Here is a 25,291-nt window from a genome sequence, read left to right on the forward strand (position 1 = left end):
TTCTACATTAAAATATAAGGATTTACATCGACTGATATTTGCAATCCTCCTGATGCTGTTTCCTTTTGATAATAATCGAGCATCTTCTTTAGTGCGAGTCCAAGATCAGGTTCCCGCTTGTATTTTATCAAACATTGGTATCGATATCTATTGTTGATCCTAGGAATTGGGGAAGCAACAGGTCCTAAGCAAATCGCCTCTTTCGAAAGTCTCGATCCAATATAGGCAGTTATTTTCTCAGTAACTGATACTGTTTTCAACAATTCTTCATGGCTTACTGTTATTAGAGAAATATAATAAAAAGGTGGGTATTTATGGATTTTCCGCACCATCATTTCTCTTTCATAAAACTTGTCATAATCCTGCTCTCCAGCAAGTTCAATACTATAATGCTGGGGAGTATATGTTTGAATGACAACTTCGCCTTCTTTCTCATGTCTGCCGGCCCGCCCACTCACTTGTGTTAGAAGCTGGAACGTTTTTTCCGAAGAGCGGAAGTCAGGAAGATGGAGCATCGTATCAGCCGATAGCACTCCGACTAATGTTATATTAGGAAAATCAAGACCTTTCGCAATCATCTGTGTTCCAAGCAGAATATCTGCATGACCTTCTTGGAATTGATCAAGAAGCTTTTCATGTGAGCCTTTTCGGCTCGTTGTATCCACATCCATCCGGATCACTTTTGCCTCAGGCAGGATTTTTGCTAACTCCTCTTCCACCTTTTGTGTCCCTGTTCCAAAATAACGAATATGCTCACTATTACATTCAGGACAGTTGTTAGGTACTTGGGCTTCATGACCGCAGTAATGACATTTCATCTGTTGATTTGCCCGGTGATAGGTAAGCGAAATATCGCAATTGGGGCAGTTTACAACAAATCCGCAGTCTCTGCACATGACAAATGAGGAATGACCCCTTTTATTCAGAAATAAGACTATTTGTTCCTTTTTCTTCAGTCTATCTTCTATTTTTTCTAAAAGGACACGCGAAAACATGGAACGGTTGCCTTCACGCAGCTCTTCTCTCATGTCTATAATTTCAACTCCTGGGAGTGCTTGATTATTCATCCTATTTGGCATGGATAATAGCGAATACACTCCCTTTTGCGCTCTAGCAAATGACTCAAGAGAAGGGGTAGCACTTCCAAGCACCACGGGGCAATGATGAGTAGATGCTCTTTCAATCGCAACATCACGTGCATGATAACGGGGGGAATCTTCCTGTTTATAGCTTGTCTCATGTTCTTCATCGATAATTATAATGCCAAGGTTTTCAAAAGGAGCAAAGATGGCGGATCTTGCACCAACAACAACCTTCACTTCTTTTCTTTGAATCTTTCGCCATTCATCATATTTTTCACCGGCAGATAGACCACTATGGAGAACAGCTACTTGATCACCAAATCTTCCTTTGAAACGTTTAACCATTTGAGGTGTCAACGAAATCTCTGGCACGAGAACAATCGCTTCTTTCCCTTTTTGAAGAACTAATTGAATGGATTGAAGGTAAATTTCCGTTTTTCCACTTCCTGTTACTCCATATAACAAAAAATTTCGATTTCTTTTTTCTTCTATTGAAGCCAGAATGGGGGTAATTACCTTTTGCTGATCCTCCGTTAAAGGAAGTGGTTCAGTACTTGTAAATCTTCTCTCTTCATAAGGATCACGGTAAACCTCCATTTCCTTCTGACTAAGAATTCCTTTCTGAACTAATCCCTTAATAGTAGAGGATGCAACACCCATTTCAGATAGCAGTTTCCTAAGTTCAATTGGAGCTTCTTCCTGAAGAAAGAAATCAATGACTGCCTTTTGCTTTGCTGCCTGCACTGGCAGCTGTTCCTTTTCCATTGCTAACTGGTCTTTTGTCAATGGGGAAAAGACATGTTTCAGTTTTTTCTTTTTAACACGTTCTTTCACTTCATAAATAATTTCAATCGACCCATTCACTACTTCCTTTTGCAAAAGAGACAAACACCCGAGCTTTACCGCCTCTTCCCAAGAAATGATAAGCCGATTTTCAAAAGCAGCTTGGATCTCATCTGATAATTTTTCTACAGATACTTCATCAGACAGTTTAAGCTTCTTTTCATATTTTGCCTTTAAAGCAGCAGGGAGCATCACTTGGTATGCAGAAATTTTGTAGCATAGAGTTTCTTTTGTCAGCCATTCCCCAAGCTGTAAAAGCTCTTGATTTAAGATCGGGGTTAAATCCATCGGCTCGATTAATTCCTTTAATTTCTCAAAATCCGATTCAGTCTTTAATGCTGTAACGAAACCTTGCACCTTTCTTGGCCCAAAAGGAACAACGACTCGTATACCAGGTGTAATGATCCCAGTTAAATGATTAGGAATTAGATAATCAAAAGGCCTGTCCGTTTGTTTTGCTGGTACATCCACAATTACACTTGCAATCGTCATTTTGTTTCATCCCTTAATAATAGCGAAGCTTCATCAAGTATTTTCGCAGCAACGGCATGTTTAGTCATAATCGGCAGTTCGATGAATGTGCCATCCCGTTTAAACAGGGTAACAATATTCGTATCTGTGCCAAATCCTGCACCTTCTGTTTTTACATTATTAGCAACAATCATGTCTGCATTTTTTTTCAGCAGCTTTTTCTGTGCGTACTCAGCTATATGATCTGTTTCTGCAGCAAAGCCAATTAAGATTTGATTTTGCTTTATTCTGCCAAGCTCTAACAGAATATCTTTTGTTCGTTCAAGCTCTATCTGTTGTTCGCCAGGCTGTTTTTTCACTTTATAATCAAAGCTTACTTTTGGACGGTAGTCAGCAACAGCTGCTGTTTTTATGACAATGTCAGCTTCTTCATATTCACTTAACACAGCTTGATACATTTCCTCTGCACTCTCAACGTAAATAGGCTTTACCCCAGTAGGCGCCTTCAATGATACAGGTCCCGAGATCAGGATCACATCTGCACCAGTTTTTACAGCTTCTTCAGCGATTGCGTATCCCATTTTTCCTGTGGAGTGATTTGTAATATATCTTACAGGGTCTATTTTTTCCCTAGTTGGACCTGCTGTAATGACGATCTTTTTACCGGAAAAATCAGGACGGCCCTTTTGGAAAAAGTGAATAATGTTTTCTACCACTTTCTCTGGCTCTTCCAGCCTTCCTTTGCCTACATACCCGCAGGCAAGATACCCTTCTCCCGGCTCGATGAATTGATATCCATAACTATGCAATATGTCGATATTTTTCTGAACAGCTGGATGGCTATACATATGAACATTCATTGCTGGTGCAACCCAGACAGGTGAAGTAGCTGCAAGTATAGTAGTTGTTATCATATTATCAGCTAAACCATTTGCCAGTTTCCCGATAACATTTGCTGTTGCTGGTGCAACCAAAATTAAATCCGCCCAATCTGCAAGATCGATATGGGCAATTACTTTAGAATCTTTTTCATCAAATGTATCGGTGTACACATCATTTCTCGAGAGTGCTTGAAATGTTAACGGGGTAACAAATTTACAAGCAGAATCGCTTAGGATTACCTTCACATTTGCTCCCGCTTGAGTAAGCTTGCTTGTTAGAGCTGCCGCTTTATATACAGCTATGCCCCCTGTAACACATAATAGAATTTTTTTTCCGTTCAGCATTTGAATAACCCCCAACAACTTCTCAATTTCTTTCTTTTATTATGCAAGAAGATTGGTTTTTTTTCACGTTTTTAATAATCATGTGAAACAAAAATAACAACCCTGATAAGAGGTTGTTATTCAGTCATTTATTCGTACGCCTCGTCTTTTTGCTTTGCTGCAAGACGGTAATGAAGCTGGTCTGCATTAATTTCCTCAAGTGCCTTACCAACATTCTTGTGTGAAACATATTTATCAAGCTGTGGTTTCGCATTTTCTTGCATCTTGCGTGCCCTTTTGGCAGCTACTGATACAAGTGAATATTTAGAGTCAATTTTTGTCATTAAAGAATCAATAGAAGGATAAAGCATTGATTAATCTACCTCCAGCATTTTAATATATCGCGGTTCAACACGTTCTCTACGGCAGTGCTCGGCTACAACAATCGCCTTAATTCTATCACATGCTCGCTCGATTTGGTCATTTTCCACAACATAATCGTATAAATTCATCATTTCAATTTCTTCTTTGGCTACTGTCATCCGGTTGTTAATTACATCTTCCGTTTCCGTTCCACGTGTGACGATTCGGTTTTTAAGTTCTGACAGACTAGGGGGAACTAGAAAAATAAACAATCCGTCTGGGAATTTCTCACGAACTTGACGTGCTCCCTGAACTTCAATTTCAAGGAAGACATCCTTTCCCTGATCCAACGTCTCTTTCACATAGTCAACAGGTGTTCCATAGTAGTTCCCAACGAACTCAGCATATTCAAGCAGCTTATCTTGTTCAATCAAAGCCTCAAAATCTTCACGAGTCTTGAAAAAATAATCCACGCCATCTACTTCTCCCTCTCTAGGAGATCTCGTTGTCATTGAGATAGAATATTCAAAAGATGTATCAGGCTGTGAAAATATCTCTTTCCTTACAGTACCCTTTCCGACGCCAGAAGGGCCGGACAATACAATTAATAAACCTTTTTCTTGCATCCATTCATCCTACCCTTCATCGATTATTTCATCACGGTCATTTAAACGATGAGCAACTGTTTCAGGCTGAACAGCAGAAAGGATGACATGGTCACTGTCCATCACAATAACCGCTCTTGTTCTTCTGCCGTATGTTGCATCTATTAACGACCCACGGTCACGGGCATCTTGTATAACTCTTTTGATTGGCGCTGATTCTGGGCTGACTATTGAGATAATTCGGTTGGCTGATACTATATTGCCAAAGCCAATGTTAATTAATTTTATCGACATCTTCGTCCTCCAAGCATCAGTTATATATTTTGACCCCGTGAGTCCTTTTCTAAACAATGATTATTCAATGTTTTGAACTTGTTCTTTCATTTTTTCAAGCAGACTCTTCATTTCTACCACTTCAGACGCGATAGAAGCGTCATTTGCCTTAGAACCAATCGTGTTTACTTCTCTGTTCATTTCTTGAATGATGAAATCTAATTTTCTACCTATACGCTCTTTTTCCTGTAGAGCTCTCGTAAATTGATTGATATGACTAAAGAGCCTCGTTAACTCTTCACTGATATCCGCTTTATCTGCAAATACTGCTACTTCTGATAAAATTCTTGCTTCATCAAGCTGCCCTTCTAAAAAAGAACTCATCTGTTTTGTTAATCGCTCTTGATAATACTGAACAACTTTCGGAGCAGCCTTTTTAACTGCATTTACACGCACTGCTAAACCATCTAGATGCTGAATTAGCTCTTTTTCTAATTCTGCACCTTCCATTTTTCGCATTTCCAATAATTGAATGCACGCTTCTTCCATAGCAGATAGAATAATTTCTTCTATTTCTGCATTCCCGGCATCCTTTTCCTCAATGGCAATTAGCTCATCCCTTAGTAAATCTTGAACGGTCACACCATAATCAATGGCATATCGATCTTTAATCTTTGTTATGTATTGATAATATTCGTCTAAAAGTGCCCAATCTACTTGAACATGGCGACTGATCATCCCGTCGCCCTCTATCGTCACATATCCTTCGATTCTGCCCCTATGAATATATTCACCAATCTTCTTCTTCAATTTATCTTCCAAATGAAGAAGCTGCCTTGGCATTCTGATTTGAAACTCTGAAAAACGGTGGTTTACTGCCTTCAATTCGATTGAAACAGAAAACTGACTAGCACTCTTTTGACTTCTGCCAAAGCCAGTCATACTAACAACCATATATAACACATCCTGCCTAAAAGAATACCCAACACAAATAAACGTGTAAATACTACAAGTAATTAGTTGGTATTCTACCATAAAAGAAGGAAATTGTATGCAAATAATAGATGTTCTTTACCGATTTTTAGAAGGTTGGCTTGTGACTTAAGGTCGACAAAAACGCGACGTCCTGTATGTCTTGGGGAGGCATTCCTCCTTATAGGTGATCGCTTAAAAGTTGTACGATGGAAATACTGCCGATGCATTCCTAATGAAGCTGAACGCAGACAGGTTTGTCGCAATGTTATCCACAACAGTAGTTTATATTGGTTTCCTATGTAACAACGAAAAGTAGTAGAGGAGCTCTCTACTACTTTATTGAGTATAACATAGATTATTTTCTTTTTGTGAGTAAAAATGAACCTGCTAGTAAAAAGGTTGGGACAGCAGCAAGTCCTGAAACCATAAACCAATCATGCATTTCAATCGGCACTGTATGGAAGATAGGCTGCAGCGGTGGATAATAAATGACGACGAACAGCAATAGCAAGGACGAGATAACTGCCCAGACTAAATACTTATTACCGAAAGGATTCCTTGCAAATACGGATTTTTCGCTTCGGCAATCAAACACATGGATTAGTTGAGCAAGTACTAATGTTGCAAAAGCAATCGTTTGTGCATAGGCCAAGTTATCTGGATGGGCTTTATATGCGAATATAAAGGCAAATAATGTAGCCAAACCGATTAAAAAGCCTCTTGAAACAACTTTCCAGCCAAGTCCCCTTGCAAAAACACCTTCTCTTGGATTCCTTGGCTTCCTCTTCATGACATCACCTTCTGGTTGATCAAGACCTAATGCCATAGCAGGAAGACCATCCGTCACAAGATTCACCCAAAGAATTTGAATTGGGACTAATGGGAGAGGTAAACCTAATATCATCGCAAACAGCATGACAAGAATCTCTCCAACATTGGATGCTAATAAATATCGAATAAATTTCCTTATATTTTCATAAATATTTCGGCCTTCTTTAATAGCAGCTTTAATTGTGGCGAAATTATCATCTAGTAATACGAGTGCAGATGCTTCTTTTGCTACATCTGTACCAGTAATCCCCATGGCTACTCCAATATCTGCCGCTTTAATAGCTGGAGCGTCATTCACTCCATCACCTGTCATTGCGACGATATGTCCTTTATTTTGAAATGCCTTGACAATTTTCAATTTATGTTCAGGGGAAACACGAGCAAAAACGGCTACATCATCAACAACTTCCTCAAGCTCATCAACATCCATTTCTGATAGCGCTTTTCCATCCAGAACTTTCGATTTACTTGTTAGGATGCCAAGCTGCTTCGCAATCGCTTTCGCAGTTATGACATGATCACCAGTAATCATCACAGTTTTTATTCCTGCTTCTTTACACTCTTTAACCGCATCTTTCACTTCTAAGCGCGGTGGGTCAATCATTCCTTGGAGACCAATAAAGGTAAGAGACTTTTCGGCTTCTTTTTCATCTATAATAATTGTATTTGGTGAAATTTCTTTTAACCCGATAGCAATCGTTCTTAGTGCTTGGGAAGCTAAATGTTCAATCGCATTTTGAATCTGACCTGCCGCTTCACGATTTAAAAATTTACGTTTTCCCTCCCACAAAATGGATTCACACACACCTGCTAAGACATCTGGCGCTCCCTTAGTCACAATAAATTGTCTGCCATTTTGGTCCTTAACAACGATGCTCATCATTTTCCTCACTGAATCGAATGGAAACTCTTTTACAATTTGAAATTGACTTAATAACGCATCACGGTTATACCCTGCTTTCATTGCAGCAACAAGCAAAGCCCCTTCTGTTGGATCGCCATCAATAACAAATTCATTATCCCTTTGCCTAATTTCTGCATGATTGCAAAGCATACCGAACATAAGCATCTGCTGTAGAGCCTTATCTTCCTTCGGTTCCACCTGCGTATCATTTCGGTAAAAATAGCCTTGCGGTTCATAGCCCACACCATCTACAAGCCACTGTTTCCCACCACTCCATAGATGAGTTACCGTCATCTTGTTTTGCGTCATCGTTCCAGTTTTATCTGAACAAATGACAGAGGCACAGCCAAGTGTTTCTACTGCAGGCAGTTTACGAACGATCGCATTTTTCTTGATCATTCTTTGGACACCAAGTGACAAAGCGACTGTTACGATCGCTGGTAATCCTTCCGGAATAGCTGCTACCGCTAACGAGACCCCTGCAAGGAACATCGTATAAAGATCATGACCTTGTATGACACCAGCGACAACAACAAGCACAGTAAGAATTAATGCAACAGTGATAAGAATTTTCCCGAGTTGTTCCAGTCTTCGCTGTAGAGGTGTAGTCATTGTTTCCGCATTTTGCAATAAATCGGCAATTTGCCCCATCGCTGTTTTCATACCTGTGCCAACGACGATGCCTACTCCGCTTCCACGAGTAATTAACGTACCCATAAAAGCCATATTTTCCATATCACCAATACCGATATTCTGCTTTTTAATGGCACTAGTTATTTTTGAAACAGGTAAAGATTCGCCTGTTAACGCTGATTCTTCAATTTCAAGGCTGTTTGACTCAATAAGCCGCACGTCTGCCCCAACTCTGTCACCGCTTGTGAACTTAAGCAAGTCACCCACTACGACTTCTTTAGAAGGGATTTTCATCCATTCCCCATTTCGTAAAACACTCACTTGCGGTGCGGAAAGCTCTTTTAAAGCTTGTAAAGATTTCTCAGCCTTTCTTTCTTGAAAGAAACCAAGTACTCCATTAATAATGACAATCGCAATAATCGCAACCGCATCAATGTATTCTCCAAGCAGTCCAGAAATAAGTGTTGCTGCAAGTAAAACGAGAACCATGAAATCTTTAAATTGACTAAAAAACAAGAGTAAAGCTGATTGCTTTTCCCCTTCTTCCAACTCATTCTTACCATATTGGTTTATACGCTTTTTGACATCATCTTCAGTTAAGCCCGACGTCACATCAACATTAAGTGCTTGCTCAACTTCTGTCTCATTCATTTCATGGAACTTCATTCAGACATCACTTCCTCCTCCAAGCCATACTTATCATCTAAAGAAAGCATATTCAGCCTTGTCCAAAAAAATGCTATTATGTATAGATAAAGAAAAGCTTATATAGAAAAGGATGTTCCCATATGTCATTTGACGGTTTATTTACAAGGGCTATGACGGAAGAGCTTACCCAGCAGTTAAAAGGGGGAAGAATTAATAAAATCCATCAGCCATATAAAAATGAAATGATAATTGTTGTGAGAGCGAATGGAAAGAATCATAAATTGTTGCTTTCTGCACACCCAAGCTATTCAAGAGTACAGCTAACAAATGAAGCCTACGATAACCCAGTAGAGCCACCAATGTTTTGTATGCTGTTAAGAAAGCATCTTGAAGGATATTTTCTTGAAGAGATTCGTCAAGTTGGGTTGGATCGAATCATTATTTTTGAGGTTAAAGGCAGGAACGAAATCGGCGATACTTCGTATAAGCAGCTGATTGTCGAAATTATGGGCAGACACAGCAATATTACATTAGTCGATAAAACAAGAAATATGATCTTGGATAGTATTAAGCATGTCTCCTTCGCTATCAATAGCCATCGTGCAATTTTACCTGGACAGGAATATGTTTTGCCTCCTCAACAGGATAAAATGAATCCGTTTGAAGCAAGTGAAGAAGATGTGTTGAGGCAAATTGATTTTAACAGCGGAAAGCTGGATAAACAGCTTGTTGCTGCATTTGCGGGAATTTCACCGTTATTCGCAAAAGAAATCCTTTTCCATTCCGGCTTGGCCAATCGGACAACCGTTCCAAAAACGTTCTTACAGTTTATGCAGTTATTAAAGGATCATCAAATACAGCCTACAATTACAAATAGCGGTCAAAAGGAAAGCTTTTATCTTATAGCGTTGGAGCATTTGCAAGGTGAGTCCAGAAAATTCGATTCACTAAGTGAAATGCTTGACCGCTATTATTTTGGCAAAGCTGAACGAGATCGCGTGAAGCAGCATTCGAATGATTTAGAACGTTTTATTATGAATGAAAAAGAAAAAAATGAGAAAAAAATAGATAAACTGCATGCCACATTGCTGGATGCTGAAAAAGCCGACAAGCATCAGCTGTTCGGCGAACTTATTACTGCCAATATCTATGCGATAAGCAGAGGGATGAAAACCATTGAGGTCATCAATTATTATGATGAAAATGGTGCAACTATTACCATTCCGTTAGATCCGCAGAAAAATCCATCTGACAATGCTCAGAAATATTTTACGAAATATCAAAAGGCAAAAAATGCGGTCAACATCGTAAAAGAACAAATCGAATTAGCGAAGGCTGAGTTGGCTTACTTCGAATCCTTGCACCAGCAAGTTGAAACGGCTTCACCAAAGGATATTGAAGAAATACGCGAGGAGCTAATTGAGGGCAGTTATTTAAGGGACAGACAAAAAAGAAAAAACAAAAAGGCCCAAAACACAAAGCCTGTGCTTGACCGCTACATTGCATCAGATGGAACGGAAATCTACGTTGGAAAAAACAATAAACAAAATGACTACTTAACAAATAAGTTTGCTGCAAGAGACGAGATCTGGCTTCATACAAAGGATATTCCCGGCTCACACGTTGTAATTCGCAGCAAGGAACCTGCAGAAGCAACGGTATTAGAAGCGGCAAATCTAGCGGCTTATTTCAGTAAAGCACGCAACTCAAGCTCTGTACCCGTTGACTACACGCTTGTGAGACACGTAAAAAAACCAAGCGGTGCAAAGCCTGGTTTTGTCATTTATGAAAATCAGCAGACAGTGTACGTGACGCCTGATGAGGAGACCGTTCTTGCTCTTAGGCAGAGTTAATTTCAATTGAAAATCATCTCCCTCTTCATAACTTACAAATTTTTCAAAGGTATGAAAAGGGGGATTTTTTTGAAACTCTTTATTAAGTTCATTGTAAAAGAAGTAGGAGAAATAAATTTGAGGCAATAATGAAGTTTCATTGGAGTACTACTACCGGTGGATTGCTATTTAACTTAATTGTTTCTTTATATTACCAATTTCTCTTTCATTTCTTGCCGTTTTCTCCCAAATAAAATCTTGGTCATTTTCGAGTGCTTTAAAGCGCTTCAATATTTCTTGATGGCGTTCGTCATCCTTGGTTTCTATTGTATCCAAGCGATGATTCATATTTTTCAATTCTTGTCTCAATCCTTGCTGGTCTTGTTTCATTTCTTGTTGGTCAGATTGAATCGTTCCTACCATTTTAACTAATTGAGCAAGCATATTTTCTATTTTTTCATCGTTCATTCATCTTTCACCTCCTTTCAGTAATTATAGCTTAAGCACTACTATTATTAAATGACATTTTATTTTCTTAACAATACTGCTGGTAAAAATCTAGTAAGTATAAGTTCGTGGTACAATGGTGCAGAACCCTTGACCACGAACTTAAGCATAGCTTATTTGGCCTGAGACACCGAACCTGTCTCTCTGTCCCACTCTACCGGGTTCTTCCGCCATTCAGTAAGCTTTGCCAAACCCTCTTCTTTAATATATCCTTTTTCCTTTGCAATTTCTGAAAGTGTTTCAAAATCTGTTAATGTGTAAGCCGAAATATTCGCATCTTCTAGCAATTGTTTTCCTTTTTCTAATTGGTATGTAAAGATTGCCACAACGCCTAGGACTTCGCATCCTGCTTGACGCAGTGCTTCAACTGCTGTTATGACACTTCCTCCAGTTGAGATTAAATCCTCTACAACTACAACCTTTTGCCCTTGTTCTGTTTTTCCTTCAATCTGATTGCCTTGACCGTGTCCCTTTGGCTTTGAACGTACATAGCACATTGGTAGGTCCATTAGATCACTAACCCATGCGGCATGAGGGATTCCAGCTGTTGCTGTCCCTGCGATTAATTCGGCATCAGGGAACTGTGACAGAATCGTTTCCTTTAAACCATTAGCAATTTCCTTGCGAACGGCAGGATAAGAAAGTGTTAACCGATTATCGCAGTAAATTGGCGATTTCATGCCAGACGACCATGTAAATGGATCATTCGGTTGTAAGGCAACTGCTTTGATTTCTAGTAAACGTTCGGCGATTTGTTGTTTCATTGGTGAACACCCTCCCAAGATCTTTTAATTTCAATGTATTTTTCCAGTGAGTTTTCTGATTTTGTAATCGAGCGGCCAACCACAATGGCAGAAACACCTTCCGATTTTGCAAATTCAGGGGTAGCCACTCGTTTCTGATCCTGAACATGATCTGTTTTTAAACGAATTCCAGGTGTAACCGTTAAAAAGGATTCGCCCATTAAATGGTGAATTTGTTTTGATTCAAATGGGGAGCAAACGACCCCATCAAGGCCTGCTGTCTTCGCCAAGGCGGCATAGTGTAGAACTGATTCTTCTAAAGGGACATGAATCAGCTGTTCCTCTTGCATTTGCTCTTCAGAAGTGCTCGTTAACTGTGTAACCGCAATGCAGAAAGGTCGCTTCTGCCCTGCTAGTGTTCCAGCCTCCAATCCTTCCAAAGCAGCTTCCATCATTTCTTTTCCGCCTGCAGCATGGACATTTACAAGATCACAGCCAAGACGTGCCAGCCCCTTCATTGCTCCTTTCACCGTGTTCGGAATGTCATGAAGCTTTAAATCTAGGAAAATATCATGCCCTTTTTCTTTTAGGTCATAAATGATACTAGGACCTTCCTGATAGAAAAGCTCCATGCCAACTTTTACAAAAAGTTTTTCACCATTAAATTGCTTCAAAAACTGAAACACTTCCTGTTTTCCTGCAAAATCAAGCGCGATGATGAGCGATTTTTCCATGCTTGTTCCAGCTCCTTCCCGTACATTCAGAAATATGATCAAAGCCTAGGCTTTTCACTAGTTCAGGTAATTCCTCAATAATCGTCGGACAGACGAATGGGTCAACAAAGTTTGCTGTGCCAACAGCTACTGCACTCGCCCCAGCATAGTAATATTCAATGACATCTTCCGCTGTTTGAACACCGCCCATCCCAATAATCGGCAAGGACACATGCTGACTCACCTCATGAATCATGCGAATCGCCACAGGTTTAATCGCTGGCCCCGAAAGTCCGCCCGTTTTATTTGCTAAAATTGGTTTTCCCGTTTTCAAATCGATTCTCATGCCCACGAGCGTGTTGATCATCGTTAAACCATCCGCACCGCCGTCTTCTACCGCTTTTGCCATTTCGACTATATTTGTGACATTTGGTGAAAGTTTTACGTAAACAGGAACACTAGACACTTCCTTAACTTTTTTCGTTAAGTCCTTTGCCACTTCTGGAATCGTTCCAAAGGCAATCCCACCAGTTTTGACATTTGGACAGGATATATTTAATTCTAGGGCATGAACATTTGGTGCTTTTGAAATCTCTTTTGCAACTGCGATATAATCCTCTTCCTGTGAACCTGCAACATTAGCAATGATCGGAACATCGAATTGACTAAGCCATGGCAGCTCTTCATTCATAACTTTTTCAAGCCCTGGGTTTTGCAGTCCAATGGCATTAAGCATCCCTGCTGACGTTTCTGCTACACGAGGGGTTGGATTTCCAAAACGAGGATCTAATGTTGTTGCCTTAATCATAATCGCCCCGAGACAGCTTAAATCAAAGAGCTCAGCGTATTCGCGACCAAATCCGAAGCAGCCAGAAGCTGGCATAATCGGATTTTTCAATTCTAATCCAGGTAAGTTTACTTGTAATGATTTCATAGAACGACCTCCCCAGCTTTAAATACAGGTCCGTCACTGCAAACCTTTTTATATGTATAGCCAGTTGGATCGTCTCCAGTGTGGCATACACAGGCAAAGCATGCACCGATCCCACAGCCCATCCGTTCTTCGAGTGAAAGAAAGACTTTTTTATCTCGATAATTATTTTCAAGCGCCTTAAGCATAGGTGTTGGACCGCATGTATACAGTACATCAAATTCAAGCTTTCGATCTTCGATAATGTCTGTAACAAATCCTTTCGTGCCATAGCTGCCATCGACTGTGGCTACATATGTTTCACCTAGCTGAGAGAAGGCTTCATCATAGAAAACAACATTTTCTGATTGAAAGCCTAGAACATGGATGACACGCACACCTTGCTTAACTAGCTGTTTTGACAATTCGTATAATGGAGGAACACCAATTCCTCCTCCGACAAGAAGAGCTGTTTCCCCAGCACTAGTCTCTGCAACTGGAAAGCCATGACCTAAAGGTCCAAGCACATCAACGAAATCTCCTGACCTTTTCTTAGAAAGCAATGCAGTTCCTTTGCCTTCTGACCGGTAAATCATTGTAAATTGGTTCTTATCCTTATTGATGTCAGAAATACTAATCGGTCTTCTGAGAAGTGGGTCAAATTGGTCTGAAATCTTCAAGTGAACAAATCGACCAGGTTCACCCATTTCGCGGACAAGCTCACCTTGAAGGGTGAGCTCGTAAATTTGTTCGGCAATTTTCCTTTGTGAAACGATTTTGCATAATTCTTTTTTTATCATACAAGAACCGCCTCCTGTACCTCAGCCGTTTTTCCCATTGGATCGGCTGAGAAATTCATTGATTCAATAACTTTTAAGATTGCATCTGCAGTATCAAGTGAAGTCAGACAAGGTACTCCATTCTCAACAGCCTCACGACGAATGCGGAAACCGTCTCGTTCCGGCTGTTTTCCTTTTGTTAGCGTGTTGATGACGATTTGCGCTTTACCATTTCTGATGACATCAAGTAAGTTAGGACCGTCTGAACCAATCTTATCAACTACATCGACTGAAACGCCTGCTGCTTGCAGCAATTGTGCTGTTCCGCTCGTAGCCATTAAACGGTACCCAATCGCAGCAAAGCGTTTCGCTAGCTGGAGTGATTCTTCCTTGTCCTTATCAGCAACTGTCATCAACACTGAGCCGAATGGATGAATCTTCATTCCTGAGGCAACCAAACCTTTATATAGAGCCTTTTCTAAGGTTGTATCTTTCCCCATGACTTCACCTGTCGATTTCATTTCTGGTCCTAAAGTAATGTCCACTCTTTTTAATTTCGCAAAAGAGAACACTGGTACTTTTACATACACACCGCATTTTTCTGGAACTAAGCCTGATTGATAGCCTTGCTGTGTAATTGATTGTCCTAAAATCACCTTTGTTGCAATTTTTGCCATTGGTATATTCGTAATTTTGCTTAAGAATGGTACGGTACGGCTTGATCTAGGATTAACTTCAATCACTAACACTTCTTCATTTGCGACAATATACTGGATGTTTAATAATCCGATAATGCCAAGTCCTTTAGCAAGCTTTTCTGTATAATCAACTAGTTTTGCTTTTACCTCAGCAGAAATGCTCTGTGGCGGATAGACCGCAATTGAATCACCTGAGTGAACACCAGCCCGTTCGATATGCTCCATAATTCCAGGAATCAGAACTGTTTCTCCGTCTGAGATCGCATCCACTTCAATTTCTTTTCCTGTTAAATAACGGTCAATTAGCACTGGATGCTCAGGATTAATCTTCACTGCATTTTTCATATAGTGTAGAAGTTCTTCTTCTTTATAGACGATCTCCATTGCCCGGCCGCCGAGAACGTAAGATGGGCGGACAAGAACTGGATAGCCAATTCCATTTGCAATTGTGACAGCTTCTTCTACTGAGAGTGCTGTTTTTCCTTTTGGCTGAGGAATTTGAAGCTCAGATAATGCCTGTTCGAATTTATCTCGATCCTCTGCACGATCTAGATCCTCAAGGGAAGTCCCAAGAATCTTTACGCCTCTCTCTACTAGACTTGCAGCTAGATTAATAGCCGTTTGCCCGCCAAACTGAACAACAACACCTTCAGGCTTTTCTAGGTCAATAATGTGCATGACATCTTCAATCGTTAATGGCTCGAAGTAAAGTTTGTCGGAAATACTGAAATCGGTTGAGACTGTTTCAGGGTTGTTATTAATGATAATAGCCTCATAGCCTGCTTCTTTAATCGCCCATACAGAGTGTACCGTTGCATAATCAAACTCAACCCCTTGCCCAATGCGGATTGGTCCTGAACCAAGAACGACAACACTCTTGCGATCTGTAACGATGGATTCATTTTCATCCTCGTATGTGCCGTAGTAATACGGTGTTTCTGATTCGAACTCAGCTGCGCAGGTGTCTACCATTTTATAGACAGGTACAATCTCGTTTTCAACTCGCCAATTATAGACAGCTAATTCATTCGTTTCCCAAGCATTCGCAATCGTTATATCTGCAAAGCCCATTTCCTTTGCTTTCCTGCCAATTTCTATATCAAATCGCTTAGCAGCAAGTTCTTTTTCAAAAGAAACGATTTTCTCCATTTTATGAAGGAAGAAAAGGTCAATCTGGCTCCAATCATGAATGGTTTCGATTGTTACGCCTCTTCTAAGTGCTTCACCGATGTAAAATAATCGCTCATCACCAGCTTTGCGAATTCTTTTTTCTAGTAATTCATTATCGATCGTATCTGCATCATTCAGAGAAAGATGATACACATTCGCTTCAAGTGAACGAACGGCCTTCAATAACGATTCCTCTAGTGTGCGGCCGATCGCCATTACCTCGCCAGTAGCTTTCATTTGTGTTCCTAGTGAACGGTTCGCCGACTCAAATTTATCAAATGGCCAGCGTGGAATTTTTGTCACGATATAATCAAGTGCAGGCTCAAAGCTTGCATAGGTTTTCCCAGTAACTGGATTTATCATCTCATCTAATGTTAAGCCGACAGCTATTTTTGCCGCAAGCTTGGCAATTGGATACCCCGTTGCTTTTGATGCTAAAGCAGATGAACGGCTCACCCGTGGATTTACTTCAATAATATAGTAGTTGAAGCTGTATGGATCGAGTGCAAGCTGAACATTACAACCTCCTTCAATCCCTAAAGCGCGAATAATTTTCAGTGAGACATTCCTTAATAATTGATACTCTCGGTCGCTCAGTGTTTGGCTCGGTGCAACGACAATCGAATCGCCTGTATGGATGCCGACAGGATCGATATTTTCCATGTTACAAACGACGATTGCATTGTCCCCAGAATCTCTCATAACCTCGTATTCTATTTCCTTAAACCCAGCAATACTTTTTTCTAACAGGCATTGTGTGACAGGGCTATTCTTTAATCCGCTCGTTACAATTTCAATTAACTCTTCTTCATCGTGGCAAATACCGCCGCCAGTACCACCAAGTGTGAATGCTGGACGAACGATAACTGGATAACCAATTTGATTTACGAAATGATAGGCTTCTTCTAACGTATGGATGATTTCACTTTCAGGTACAGGCTCACCAAGCTCATTCATCAAGTTTCTGAATAAGTCGCGATCTTCCGCTTGTTCAATGGCTGAAAGCTTAGTTCCTAGAATTTCAACGCCACACTCATCCAGTACACCTGATTTCGCAAGCTCGACAGCTAGATTCAGGCCAGTCTGCCCGCCAAGCGTTGGTACTAAAGCATCTGGACGCTCTTTTCGAATAATTCGGCTGACAAATTCCAGTGTAAGCGGCTCGATATAAACAGCATCTGCGATCTCCGTGTCTGTCATGATTGTCGCTGGGTTGGAGTTGACAAGGATGACTCTGTATCCCTCTTCCTTCAAGGCGATACATGCTTGTGTTCCAGCATAATCAAACTCTGCTGCCTGACCAATAACGATTGGTCCTGATCCAATAACTAGTATGCTTTTTATATCTGTACGCTTTGTCATTTGCTCGCACCTTCCTGTATCTCAGATTCGATCATTGTTAAAAATTGTTCAAATAACCCATTTGCATCTTCAGGTCCAGGGGAAGCTTCCGGATGATATTGGACAGTAAATGCAGGATAATCCTTATGCTTCAAACCTTCAACCGTTCCATCGTTTAGAGCAATATGAGTAACTTCAAGTCTTGTATTTATAATTGATTCCTCTTCAACTGTGTAACCATGGTTTTGAGAAGTGATTGCGACCTTCCCTGTCGATAATTCTTTCACCGGATGGTTGGATCCGCGATGGCCGAATTTCATTTTCTCTGTATTCGCCCCACAAGCAAGCGCAAACAACTGATGGCCAAGACAGATGCCGAACAAAGGCACTTTACCTAATAGTTCATTAATCATTGTAATTGCTTCCGGCACATCTTTTGGATCCCCAGGACCATTAGAGAGCATTACGCCATCCGGACTTAAGTTGAGAATTTCTGCTGCAGTCGTGTTATAAGGAACAACAATCACATCACAATCACGTTTATTTAATTCTCGTAAAATACCATGCTTCATCCCGAAATCGACTAGAACAACTCTTCTTCCACGCCCTGGGCTCGGGTAAGGTGTTTTTGTAGAAACCTGCTTCACTTGATCATTTCGAAGCTTGGATGCTCTTAATTTTTCTAATACCGTATCCACATCTTCTTCAATCCCGCAAATAGCTCCCTTTAATGCGCCATGCTGACGAATAATTCTTGTTAATTTACGTGTATCAATTCCGGCAATTCCTGGAATTTTTTTAATTTGAAAATAGTCATGAAGCGTTTTTTCATTTCTCCAGTTGGATGGAAGATCAGCTGCTTCCTTCACGATAAAGCCTTGAATCGCCGGAGAAATCGATTCGAAATCATCTCTGTTAATACCATAATTTCCGACAAGCGGGTAAGTAAGCGTCACAATTTGCCCGCAATAAGATGGGTCAGAAATGATTTCCTGATACCCAGTCATCCCTGTATTAAAAACGACTTCTCCAATTGTATTTGCCTCACTTCCAAAGCCTTCTCCAATAAAAACGGTGCCATCCTCTAGAATTAGCTGCTTCTTCATGCTGTCACACTCCCTTTATTCCATGCTATTTTCCCATTCACAATCGTTAATACAGGCCAGCCTTTACATTCCCAGCCAGCAAATGGTGTGTTTTTTCCTTTTGAAAGGAATTGTTCTGGGTTTATTTCTTCTGTATGATTCAAGTCTAGCAGGACGATATCTGCAGCTGCTCCAACCTCAAGCTTGCCTGATGCTAGTTTAAAAGCTTCTGCCGGTTTTACAGTTAAAAAGTCGATTAATTGCTTTAATGTAAAGATTCCTTTTTCAACAAAATGTGTGTACAGCAGTGGGAATGCTGTTTCTAGGCCAACGATTCCAAATGGTGCAAGCTGCATGCCTTCAGCTTTCTCTTCGGCAGTATGTGGTGCATGATCAGTTGCGATAAAATCGATCGTTCCGTCGAGAATCCCTTCAATTAATGCCGCTCGATCTGCTGCACCTCTAAGTGGTGGATTCATCTTATAATTTGTATCAAGTCCTGGAATATCTTCCTCACATAGGAGAAGATGATGTGGTGTTACTTCAGCAGTGACCTTGATACCTGCACGCTTCGCATCCCTTACAACTCTTACCGATTCCTTTGTGCTAATATGGCAAACATGATAATGACAATCGGCCGCTTCCGCTAAGAGTACATCCCTTGCGATATGGACAGATTCACATACAGATGGAATTCCGTTTAAGTCGTTCTTTTTTGAATAGTTTCCTTCATGAACAGAGCCTTTGTTAATAAGTGTATTTTCTTCACAGTGGGCAACGATTGGCATATCCATTTCAGCTGCTCTCTTCATTGCCTCAAGCATCATCGCTGCTGATTGCACTCCGACACCATCATCCGTAAAAGCAAAGGCACCCGCTTCTTTCAACTCTTGAAAATTCGTTAACTCTGCACCAAGCTCACGAATAGTGATCGATGCGTACGGAAGGACATTCACTTTAGCTGTTTCTTCAATGCGTTGATTCAACCAGGCTAATTGTTCTTTCGTATCAGGAACTGGTCTTGTATTCGGCATTGCCGCAACAGTTGTAAATCCGCCTCTGGCTGCTGCTGCTGTTCCTGTTGCAATCGTTTCTTTTTTCTCGCCGCCAGGCTCTCTTAAATGAATGTGCAAGTCAAGAAATCCTGGAGTAATTAATAGTCCCTTTGCATCAATCACTTCCTGGGCCTCTTTTACAATCTCTGCACTTATCTCGGTGATTTTCCCTGCTTCTATGTATATATCCGCTCTCTTTAGTTCCCCTTCATTAGTTAGCAATTGACCATTTTTGATTAATGTTGTCATTTTGACTGCTCCCTTCAATTGATCTTTTCAGTACTGCCATTCTGATGTATACACCATTTTGCATTTGCTTAAAGATTCTTGAACGCTCACATTCAACTAAGCTATCCGCAATTTCAACATCTCGGTTTACTGGAGCCGGGTGCATGATGATACTTCCAGCTTTCATTCGTTTTTCTCTTTCTTCCGTTAAGCCAAATGCCTTATGGTAGACATCTGCCTCTGTATTACCTTTTTCGTCATGCCGCTCATGCTGAATTCTTAGCAGCATGACGACATCTGACGTTTCCACTGCTGTATCGATATTTTCATACGTTCCATTTTGAAGGATTTCTTCATCAAACCATTCCACTGGTCCAGAAAAAACAACTGTTGCTCCGAGACGGGCTAACGTATCTGCATTCGACCTTGCCACTCGACTGTGTCTGATATCACCGATTATGGCAACTTTCAATCCTTCAAAGCTTCCAAATTCCTGTTTAATTGTCAGAAGATCTAACAGGGATTGTGTCGGATGATGACCACATCCATCTCCAGCGTTAATAACTGAAACATCCGCTTTGCCTATAAGTTCATCGAAATAACGATCTTGATTATGGCGAATGACAACAGTATTTACACCAATTGCCTCTAAAGTTTTCACTGTGTCATATAAGGTTTCACCCTTTGAAACACTTGAAGTACTTACTTCAAAAGGAATAATGTCTAAACCGAGCCTTCTCTCCGCCACCTCAAAGCTGCATTTCGTTCGCGTACTATTTTCAAAAAACAGATTAGCTACAAAAACTTTTTGTTCCGGTAACCATTTCCCGCCATCCAAAAAGAATTGAGCATCTGAAAGAATCTTGTTAATTTCACTAATCGATAGATCTGTTGTCGTTAACAGGTTTTTCATCTAATCCACCCCTCTATTTTTTCTTATGAAAAAACACCCTGATCATTTTGGTCAGGGTGTTCACGAGTTGAAGAGCAGATTTGGCTAAAGAAGGGACACGTATCCCCTAATCGCCAAATGTTGCAGTCAACACCCTTGAAAGTCTCTCTGGACTTTATTAAAAGGTCTATTTATGCAATATTTTTTTTCATATTTACTTCATCTTCGTCATCTGCTGCTTCTTCTCTTCCTGGTAAAATCACATTTAGAAGCACACCGATGATTGCTGCAAGTGCCATTCCCTCTATCGCAAAGGATTCTGAGAATTTTAACGCTGCTCCACCAATTCCAATGACAAGGATGACAGATGAAATAACTAAGTTTCTGTTTTTACTAAAATCAATTTTATTTTCTACAAGCATTCGTAATCCGCTTGACGCGATGATACCGAAAAGCAAGATTGAAATTCCGCCAAGTACGGCAGTCGGGATTGTTTGAATGATAGCCATGACTTTTCCTAAGAAGGAGAATAGGATGGCAAACACAGCTGCTCCTAAAATTACGTACACTGAGTATACTCGTGTAATGGCTAGTACCCCAATGTTTTCCCCGTAAGTTGTTTTTGGCGGCCCTCCAAAGAAAGCACTAACAAAAGTTCCTAAACCATCTGCAAAAATCGAACGGTGTAAGCCTGGATCTTTCACATAATTTCGATTAACTACTCTTCCTAATACCAATTGGTGGCCGATATGTTCTGAAATCGTAACAAGTACTATTGGGACCATGGCTAGTAGAATTGTTGAAGTTATCTTAAACTCATAATGTATACCTGGAAATAGGAATTCCGGCATTTCAAACATCGTCGCTGATTTCACCGCTGTGAAATCGACAATTCCTACACTAGCTGAATATATATATCCTACTATCAACCCGAGTAAAATCGGCATCGCACTCAATATATTTTTGAAATAAACTGTAAAGAAGATGGCCGTAAATAATGTAACAAGCGCTGCTGTGAAGTGCAAGAAGTTATATTCTCCATTGACGTTCATTGCCATATCAACGGCTGTTCCCGATAAGGCTAAGCCGATTACCATAATAACTGGGGCAACAACAATCGGTGGCAAGAGCCGCATTAGCCACTTATAACCAGCTTTCCATATAATTAATGAGACAAGCCCGTAGGTGACGCCAACTGCCATTGCTCCAATCATTGCATTGCCTGGGTTAACACTCATACCATTTTCATTGAGTCCACCTGCTGCAATAAGAATCGGTGCGATAAAAGCAAATGAAGAGCCTAAGTAAGCTGGAACTTTAAATTGCGTAATGATTAAGAAGATAATTGTTGCAATCCCACTTGTTAATAGGGCTATTGCTGGGCTTAAGCCAACTAATTTTGGCACTAATATAGTTGAGCCAAACATCGCAAACATATGCTGTAAGCTTAGTGTAATGAGTTGTGTTTTACTTGGGACTTCATTGATATCTAAAATTGGTTTATTCATTCCTATCTACTCCCCGCTGTGATTTATTTATCTTTAGCTTCACACAAAGCTTTGTTCTTTTCTCCAAAAAAATACCCTCTTTGCAATGGACACAAAGAGGGTATAAGAGCACAGCAAAAGACATTGGCTTATGCTGAATTCCCCCTTTGACAGCCTCTCTGGACTTCATTTAAAAGGGCTATTTAATTTTCAAATATACTTACTTGGTCTGCCTCGTCTACTTCCTTTAATTCAACAACAATCTTTTCAGAGCTAGACGTTGGAATGTTTTTCCCAACGAAATCTGCTCTAATAGGTAATTCCCTATGACCACGGTCAACGAGAACAGCAAGCTGGATGGAAGAGGGTCTGCCGATATCCATTAAAGCGTCTAGTGCAGCCCGTACCGTTCTACCTGTATAAAGAACATCGTCTATTAAAATTACCTTTTGATCATTGATATCCTTTGGAATATCAGATCCCTTTACAAGAGGTTCTTGTGTTTCTGTTTTCTTCGTTAAATCATCTCTATATAAAGTAATATCCAGCTCTCCAACCGCAATCTTCGTGCCTTCAATTTGTTCAATTCGTTCAGCAAGCCGATTCGCAATGTAAATCCCCCTCGTACGGATTCCAACGAGGATACATCCTTCGATCCCTTTATTCTTTTCAATAATTTCATGGGCAATCCTTGTCAAAGCTCTCCGGATCGCTTGTTCATCAAGGACTATAGCTTTTTGCGACATCAATATCACCTCTACTATTTATCATATGAAAAACCCTCTTACCGATTTGGCAAGAGGGTAAACGAAAATCTTTTAGAATTAGGGCATATTCTGCCCCTAATTCAAATCCGTTTCCTTCTCAGCCTCTCGGGACCATTTTAAAGGACTTCTATTCGACTAAATTTAGTTTAGTGCAATCGTAAATACTTGTCAACGATTATTTTTCAACTGGTCAACGAGCTGTTGAAAATCAGGAGGCAACGGAGCTTCAAATTCTAAATACTCTTCAGATCTAGGATGTATAAATCCAAGCACTCCAGCATGCAATGCCTGTCCACCAATATCTAATGTTTTTCTAGGTCCGTATTTTGGATCTCCAGCAAGTGGATAGCCGATATATTTCATGTGCACACGGATTTGGTGAGTCCTGCCTGTTTCCAATTGGCATTCGACAAAAGTAAAGTCTGTAAAGCGATCCAATACATGGAAATGGGTAACAGCCCTTTTGCCATTATCCACTACAGCCATACTTTGTCTTTCCTTCTGGTCTCTTGCAATAGGTGCTTCGACTGTTCCGTAATCATGTGGAATGACACCATGAACAATCGCCTTATATTTTCTCGTAACGGTCTTCTCCACCAATTGATTAACAAGACTTTCATGGGCAAGGTCATTTTTCGCTACCATAAGCAATCCAGAAGTATCCTTATCAATCCGGTGAACGATTCCTGGTCTCATGACCCCATTGATTCCTGAAAGATCTTTACAATGGGCCATTAGGCCATTCACCAATGTACCTGTTACATGACCTGGTGCTGGATGGACAACCATCCCTTTTGGTTTATTGACGACTAACACGTCTTGATCTTCATAGTAAATATCTAAATCCATTTCTTCTGGAATAACATCTAATTCCTCAGGGTCTGGAATGGAGATCTCAATCTGATCATCCAGTATGCATTTATAATTTGTTTTTATCTTTTGTCCGTTCACAAGGACATTTCCATCTTTAATCCATTGTTGAACTTGAGTTCTTGACCATTCTTTATTTAAAGTGGAAAGAATTTTATCAATTCTTACACCTGCTTGTTCTTCAAGAATGGTGTGTTCCATTTTCTCCATGAGATTTCTCCTTTTTCAACGCTCTCTCTTCTAACAGCATCTGTATCATTAGCATCCCTACGCCAATAACTAATGCTGAATCTGCAATATTAAAGATAGGGAAGTCATAGCCAAATATATAGGTGTTAACAAAATCAACAACTTCCTTACGGACGACACGATCAATAAAATTGCCTATCGCTCCCCCTAGCATTAACCCTAATGAAATCCCTAAGAGCATTTTCCCTTTAGCCGCTTTTTGAATGTAATAAATAATTCCAATAATAACAATGACAGTAATGACATAAAAAAACCACATTTGCCCTTGTAAAATTCCCCAGGCAGCCCCTCGGTTTCGATGGGATGTAATATAGAAAAAGTTTTCAATAACTTCTATACTTTCCCATAATTCCATTTTCTTAACAATTAACATTTTAGTTATTTGATCTAGTGCAATAACAACTAAGGCAATTATGTAATAAAACACAAAGGAAACCCCCATATCTTAAATATATACCTTTGCATTTTAGCACACTCTGCATAAAAACGACAGTAAGCACTTATACTCAATCATACAAAGATTTGCGATAATAGTAATCCAGCCTGCTGCAATCATCAAGTGACTTTAATGTTGGGACTTCTGCCAGGATATCATCTGGCAGCAATTCACCTGACACTTCACACTTGCCAAAGCTTCCTGTTTCTATTTTTTGAAGTGTATTTTCAATATCAAATAATTCATCCAAAATAAATGGTCTAATTAATTTTGAACTGTTTTCATCCATTAATTTTTCCACTAGTTCTTGTCTTGTATTACGGAGTTCGGAATAGAGCTTTTCCACTTTTGCATCCATGTCTGTTCCTCCGTTCTTGGATTTTCCTTTAGTATCTCTCTTTGAGCATATTAGACACGGGAAAAGTTTTTACAAGGAGAACAACAATTAACGGAGTTGGAAATTTTTCTTAATGGAGCTAGTAGAGGGTTGATTTGCGCTCCAGGCGTTCGCTTTCCGCGGGGTGGGCGCTGAGCCTCCTCGGCGCTAAAGCACCTGTGGGGTCTCAGCTGTCCCACACTTCCCGCAGGAGTCTCACGCCTTCCGCTCCAATCAACCAATATTTTTTTGTTAATAACTTTTTTTAAAACTTATTCCAAAACTAACAAATGTATATAAAATTAAAAGCCCCTGCCGAA

At 40.2% G+C, this 25,291-nt stretch carries 22 protein-coding genes; 1 reads left to right on the plus strand and 21 read right to left on the minus strand.

Annotated features, from left to right (window positions below; all coding sequences use genetic code 11):
- Positions 1-2 precede the first annotated feature (2 nt).
- From priA to ACFYKT_RS02590, 7 genes are all read right to left on the minus strand, one after another.
- On the minus strand, positions 3-2,417 hold the full coding sequence (gene priA / locus ACFYKT_RS02560) for a primosomal protein N' (protein ID WP_389214959.1): 2,415 nt from the start codon (positions 2,415-2,417) through the stop codon (positions 3-5).
- Positions 2,414-3,622, minus strand: coding sequence for a bifunctional phosphopantothenoylcysteine decarboxylase/phosphopantothenate--cysteine ligase CoaBC (coaBC, locus tag ACFYKT_RS02565; RefSeq protein WP_389214961.1), 1,209 nt, complete (start codon positions 3,620-3,622; stop codon positions 2,414-2,416). Before coaBC ends, priA begins: the two co-directional genes overlap by 4 nt.
- A gap of 128 nt (positions 3,623-3,750) precedes the next feature.
- A complete protein-coding gene (gene rpoZ, locus ACFYKT_RS02570; RefSeq protein ID WP_389214964.1) occupies positions 3,751-3,972 on the minus strand; it encodes a DNA-directed RNA polymerase subunit omega in 222 nt (73 codons plus the stop codon).
- A 3-nt stretch (positions 3,973-3,975) separates the two neighbouring features.
- Positions 3,976-4,590 carry a guanylate kinase gene (gene gmk / locus ACFYKT_RS02575; RefSeq protein ID WP_389214967.1) on the minus strand — a complete coding sequence of 205 codons (615 nt, stop codon included), beginning with the start codon at positions 4,588-4,590 and terminating at the stop codon, positions 3,976-3,978.
- Positions 4,591-4,599: 9 nt separating this feature from the next.
- The gene (gene remA / locus ACFYKT_RS02580) at positions 4,600-4,863 is read right to left on the minus strand and encodes an extracellular matrix/biofilm regulator RemA (RefSeq protein WP_389214970.1); all 264 of its coding nucleotides are present in this window, start codon (positions 4,861-4,863) and stop codon (positions 4,600-4,602) included.
- A 60-nt stretch (positions 4,864-4,923) separates the two neighbouring features.
- A complete protein-coding gene (locus ACFYKT_RS02585; RefSeq protein ID WP_389214973.1) occupies positions 4,924-5,796 on the minus strand; it encodes a YicC/YloC family endoribonuclease in 873 nt (290 codons plus the stop codon).
- Positions 5,797-6,172: 376 nt separating this feature from the next.
- Positions 6,173-8,851 carry a calcium-translocating P-type ATPase, SERCA-type gene (locus ACFYKT_RS02590; protein ID WP_389214976.1) on the minus strand — a complete coding sequence of 893 codons (2,679 nt, stop codon included), beginning with the start codon at positions 8,849-8,851 and terminating at the stop codon, positions 6,173-6,175.
- A 122-nt stretch (positions 8,852-8,973) separates the two neighbouring features.
- Here ACFYKT_RS02590 and ACFYKT_RS02595 point away from each other — a divergent pair, with 122 nt between their 5' ends.
- Positions 8,974-10,686, plus strand: a complete 1,713-nt coding sequence (locus tag ACFYKT_RS02595; protein WP_389214979.1) for an Rqc2 family fibronectin-binding protein — start codon at positions 8,974-8,976, stop codon at positions 10,684-10,686.
- Positions 10,687-10,854: 168 nt separating this feature from the next.
- Here ACFYKT_RS02595 and ACFYKT_RS02600 read toward each other — a convergent pair whose 3' ends face one another.
- The 14 genes from ACFYKT_RS02600 to ACFYKT_RS02665 form a co-directional block, all read right to left on the minus strand.
- Positions 10,855-11,133 carry a hypothetical protein gene (locus ACFYKT_RS02600; RefSeq protein WP_389214982.1) on the minus strand — a complete coding sequence of 93 codons (279 nt, stop codon included), beginning with the start codon at positions 11,131-11,133 and terminating at the stop codon, positions 10,855-10,857.
- 152 nt (positions 11,134-11,285) lie between these two features.
- Positions 11,286-11,936 carry an orotate phosphoribosyltransferase gene (gene pyrE, locus ACFYKT_RS02605; RefSeq protein WP_389214985.1) on the minus strand — a complete coding sequence of 217 codons (651 nt, stop codon included), beginning with the start codon at positions 11,934-11,936 and terminating at the stop codon, positions 11,286-11,288.
- Entirely contained in the window at positions 11,933-12,649 is a 717-nt protein-coding gene (gene pyrF, locus ACFYKT_RS02610) for an orotidine-5'-phosphate decarboxylase (RefSeq protein ID WP_389214988.1), read from the minus strand. The genes pyrE and pyrF overlap by 4 nt, the downstream gene beginning before the upstream one ends.
- Positions 12,621-13,562, minus strand: coding sequence for a dihydroorotate dehydrogenase (locus tag ACFYKT_RS02615; protein WP_389214991.1), 942 nt, complete (start codon positions 13,560-13,562; stop codon positions 12,621-12,623). Before ACFYKT_RS02615 ends, pyrF begins: the two co-directional genes overlap by 29 nt.
- A complete protein-coding gene (locus tag ACFYKT_RS02620; protein WP_389214993.1) occupies positions 13,559-14,338 on the minus strand; it encodes a dihydroorotate dehydrogenase electron transfer subunit in 780 nt (259 codons plus the stop codon). The genes ACFYKT_RS02615 and ACFYKT_RS02620 overlap by 4 nt, the downstream gene beginning before the upstream one ends.
- On the minus strand, positions 14,335-17,547 hold the full coding sequence (carB, locus tag ACFYKT_RS02625) for a carbamoyl-phosphate synthase large subunit (RefSeq protein WP_389214996.1): 3,213 nt from the start codon (positions 17,545-17,547) through the stop codon (positions 14,335-14,337). Before carB ends, ACFYKT_RS02620 begins: the two co-directional genes overlap by 4 nt.
- Positions 17,544-18,632, minus strand: a complete 1,089-nt coding sequence (locus tag ACFYKT_RS02630) for a carbamoyl phosphate synthase small subunit (RefSeq protein WP_389214999.1) — start codon at positions 18,630-18,632, stop codon at positions 17,544-17,546. Before ACFYKT_RS02630 ends, carB begins: the two co-directional genes overlap by 4 nt.
- Positions 18,629-19,915 (minus strand): dihydroorotase, encoded by a 1,287-nt coding sequence (locus ACFYKT_RS02635; RefSeq protein ID WP_389215002.1) that lies wholly within the window; start codon positions 19,913-19,915, stop codon positions 18,629-18,631. Before ACFYKT_RS02635 ends, ACFYKT_RS02630 begins: the two co-directional genes overlap by 4 nt.
- The gene (locus ACFYKT_RS02640) at positions 19,878-20,807 is read right to left on the minus strand and encodes an aspartate carbamoyltransferase catalytic subunit (RefSeq protein WP_389215005.1); all 930 of its coding nucleotides are present in this window, start codon (positions 20,805-20,807) and stop codon (positions 19,878-19,880) included. Before ACFYKT_RS02640 ends, ACFYKT_RS02635 begins: the two co-directional genes overlap by 38 nt.
- 170 nt (positions 20,808-20,977) lie before the next feature.
- Positions 20,978-22,294 (minus strand): uracil-xanthine permease family protein, encoded by a 1,317-nt coding sequence (locus tag ACFYKT_RS02645; RefSeq protein WP_389215007.1) that lies wholly within the window; start codon positions 22,292-22,294, stop codon positions 20,978-20,980.
- A gap of 182 nt (positions 22,295-22,476) precedes the next feature.
- Positions 22,477-23,019 carry a bifunctional pyr operon transcriptional regulator/uracil phosphoribosyltransferase PyrR gene (gene pyrR, locus ACFYKT_RS02650; protein WP_389215010.1) on the minus strand — a complete coding sequence of 181 codons (543 nt, stop codon included), beginning with the start codon at positions 23,017-23,019 and terminating at the stop codon, positions 22,477-22,479.
- Between the two features lie 189 nt (positions 23,020-23,208).
- Positions 23,209-24,120 carry an RluA family pseudouridine synthase gene (locus ACFYKT_RS02655; RefSeq protein WP_389215013.1) on the minus strand — a complete coding sequence of 304 codons (912 nt, stop codon included), beginning with the start codon at positions 24,118-24,120 and terminating at the stop codon, positions 23,209-23,211.
- Complete coding sequence (lspA, locus tag ACFYKT_RS02660) at positions 24,092-24,586, minus strand: signal peptidase II (protein WP_389215015.1); 495 nt, start codon at positions 24,584-24,586, stop codon at positions 24,092-24,094. The genes ACFYKT_RS02655 and lspA overlap by 29 nt, the downstream gene beginning before the upstream one ends.
- A gap of 79 nt (positions 24,587-24,665) precedes the next feature.
- Positions 24,666-24,953 (minus strand): hypothetical protein, encoded by a 288-nt coding sequence (locus tag ACFYKT_RS02665; RefSeq protein WP_389215018.1) that lies wholly within the window; start codon positions 24,951-24,953, stop codon positions 24,666-24,668.
- Between the last annotated feature and the right edge of the window lie 338 nt (positions 24,954-25,291).

The organism is Cytobacillus mangrovibacter (assembly GCF_042865275.1).
GTDB lineage: Bacteria > Bacillota > Bacilli > Bacillales > Cytobacillaceae > Cytobacillus > Cytobacillus mangrovibacter.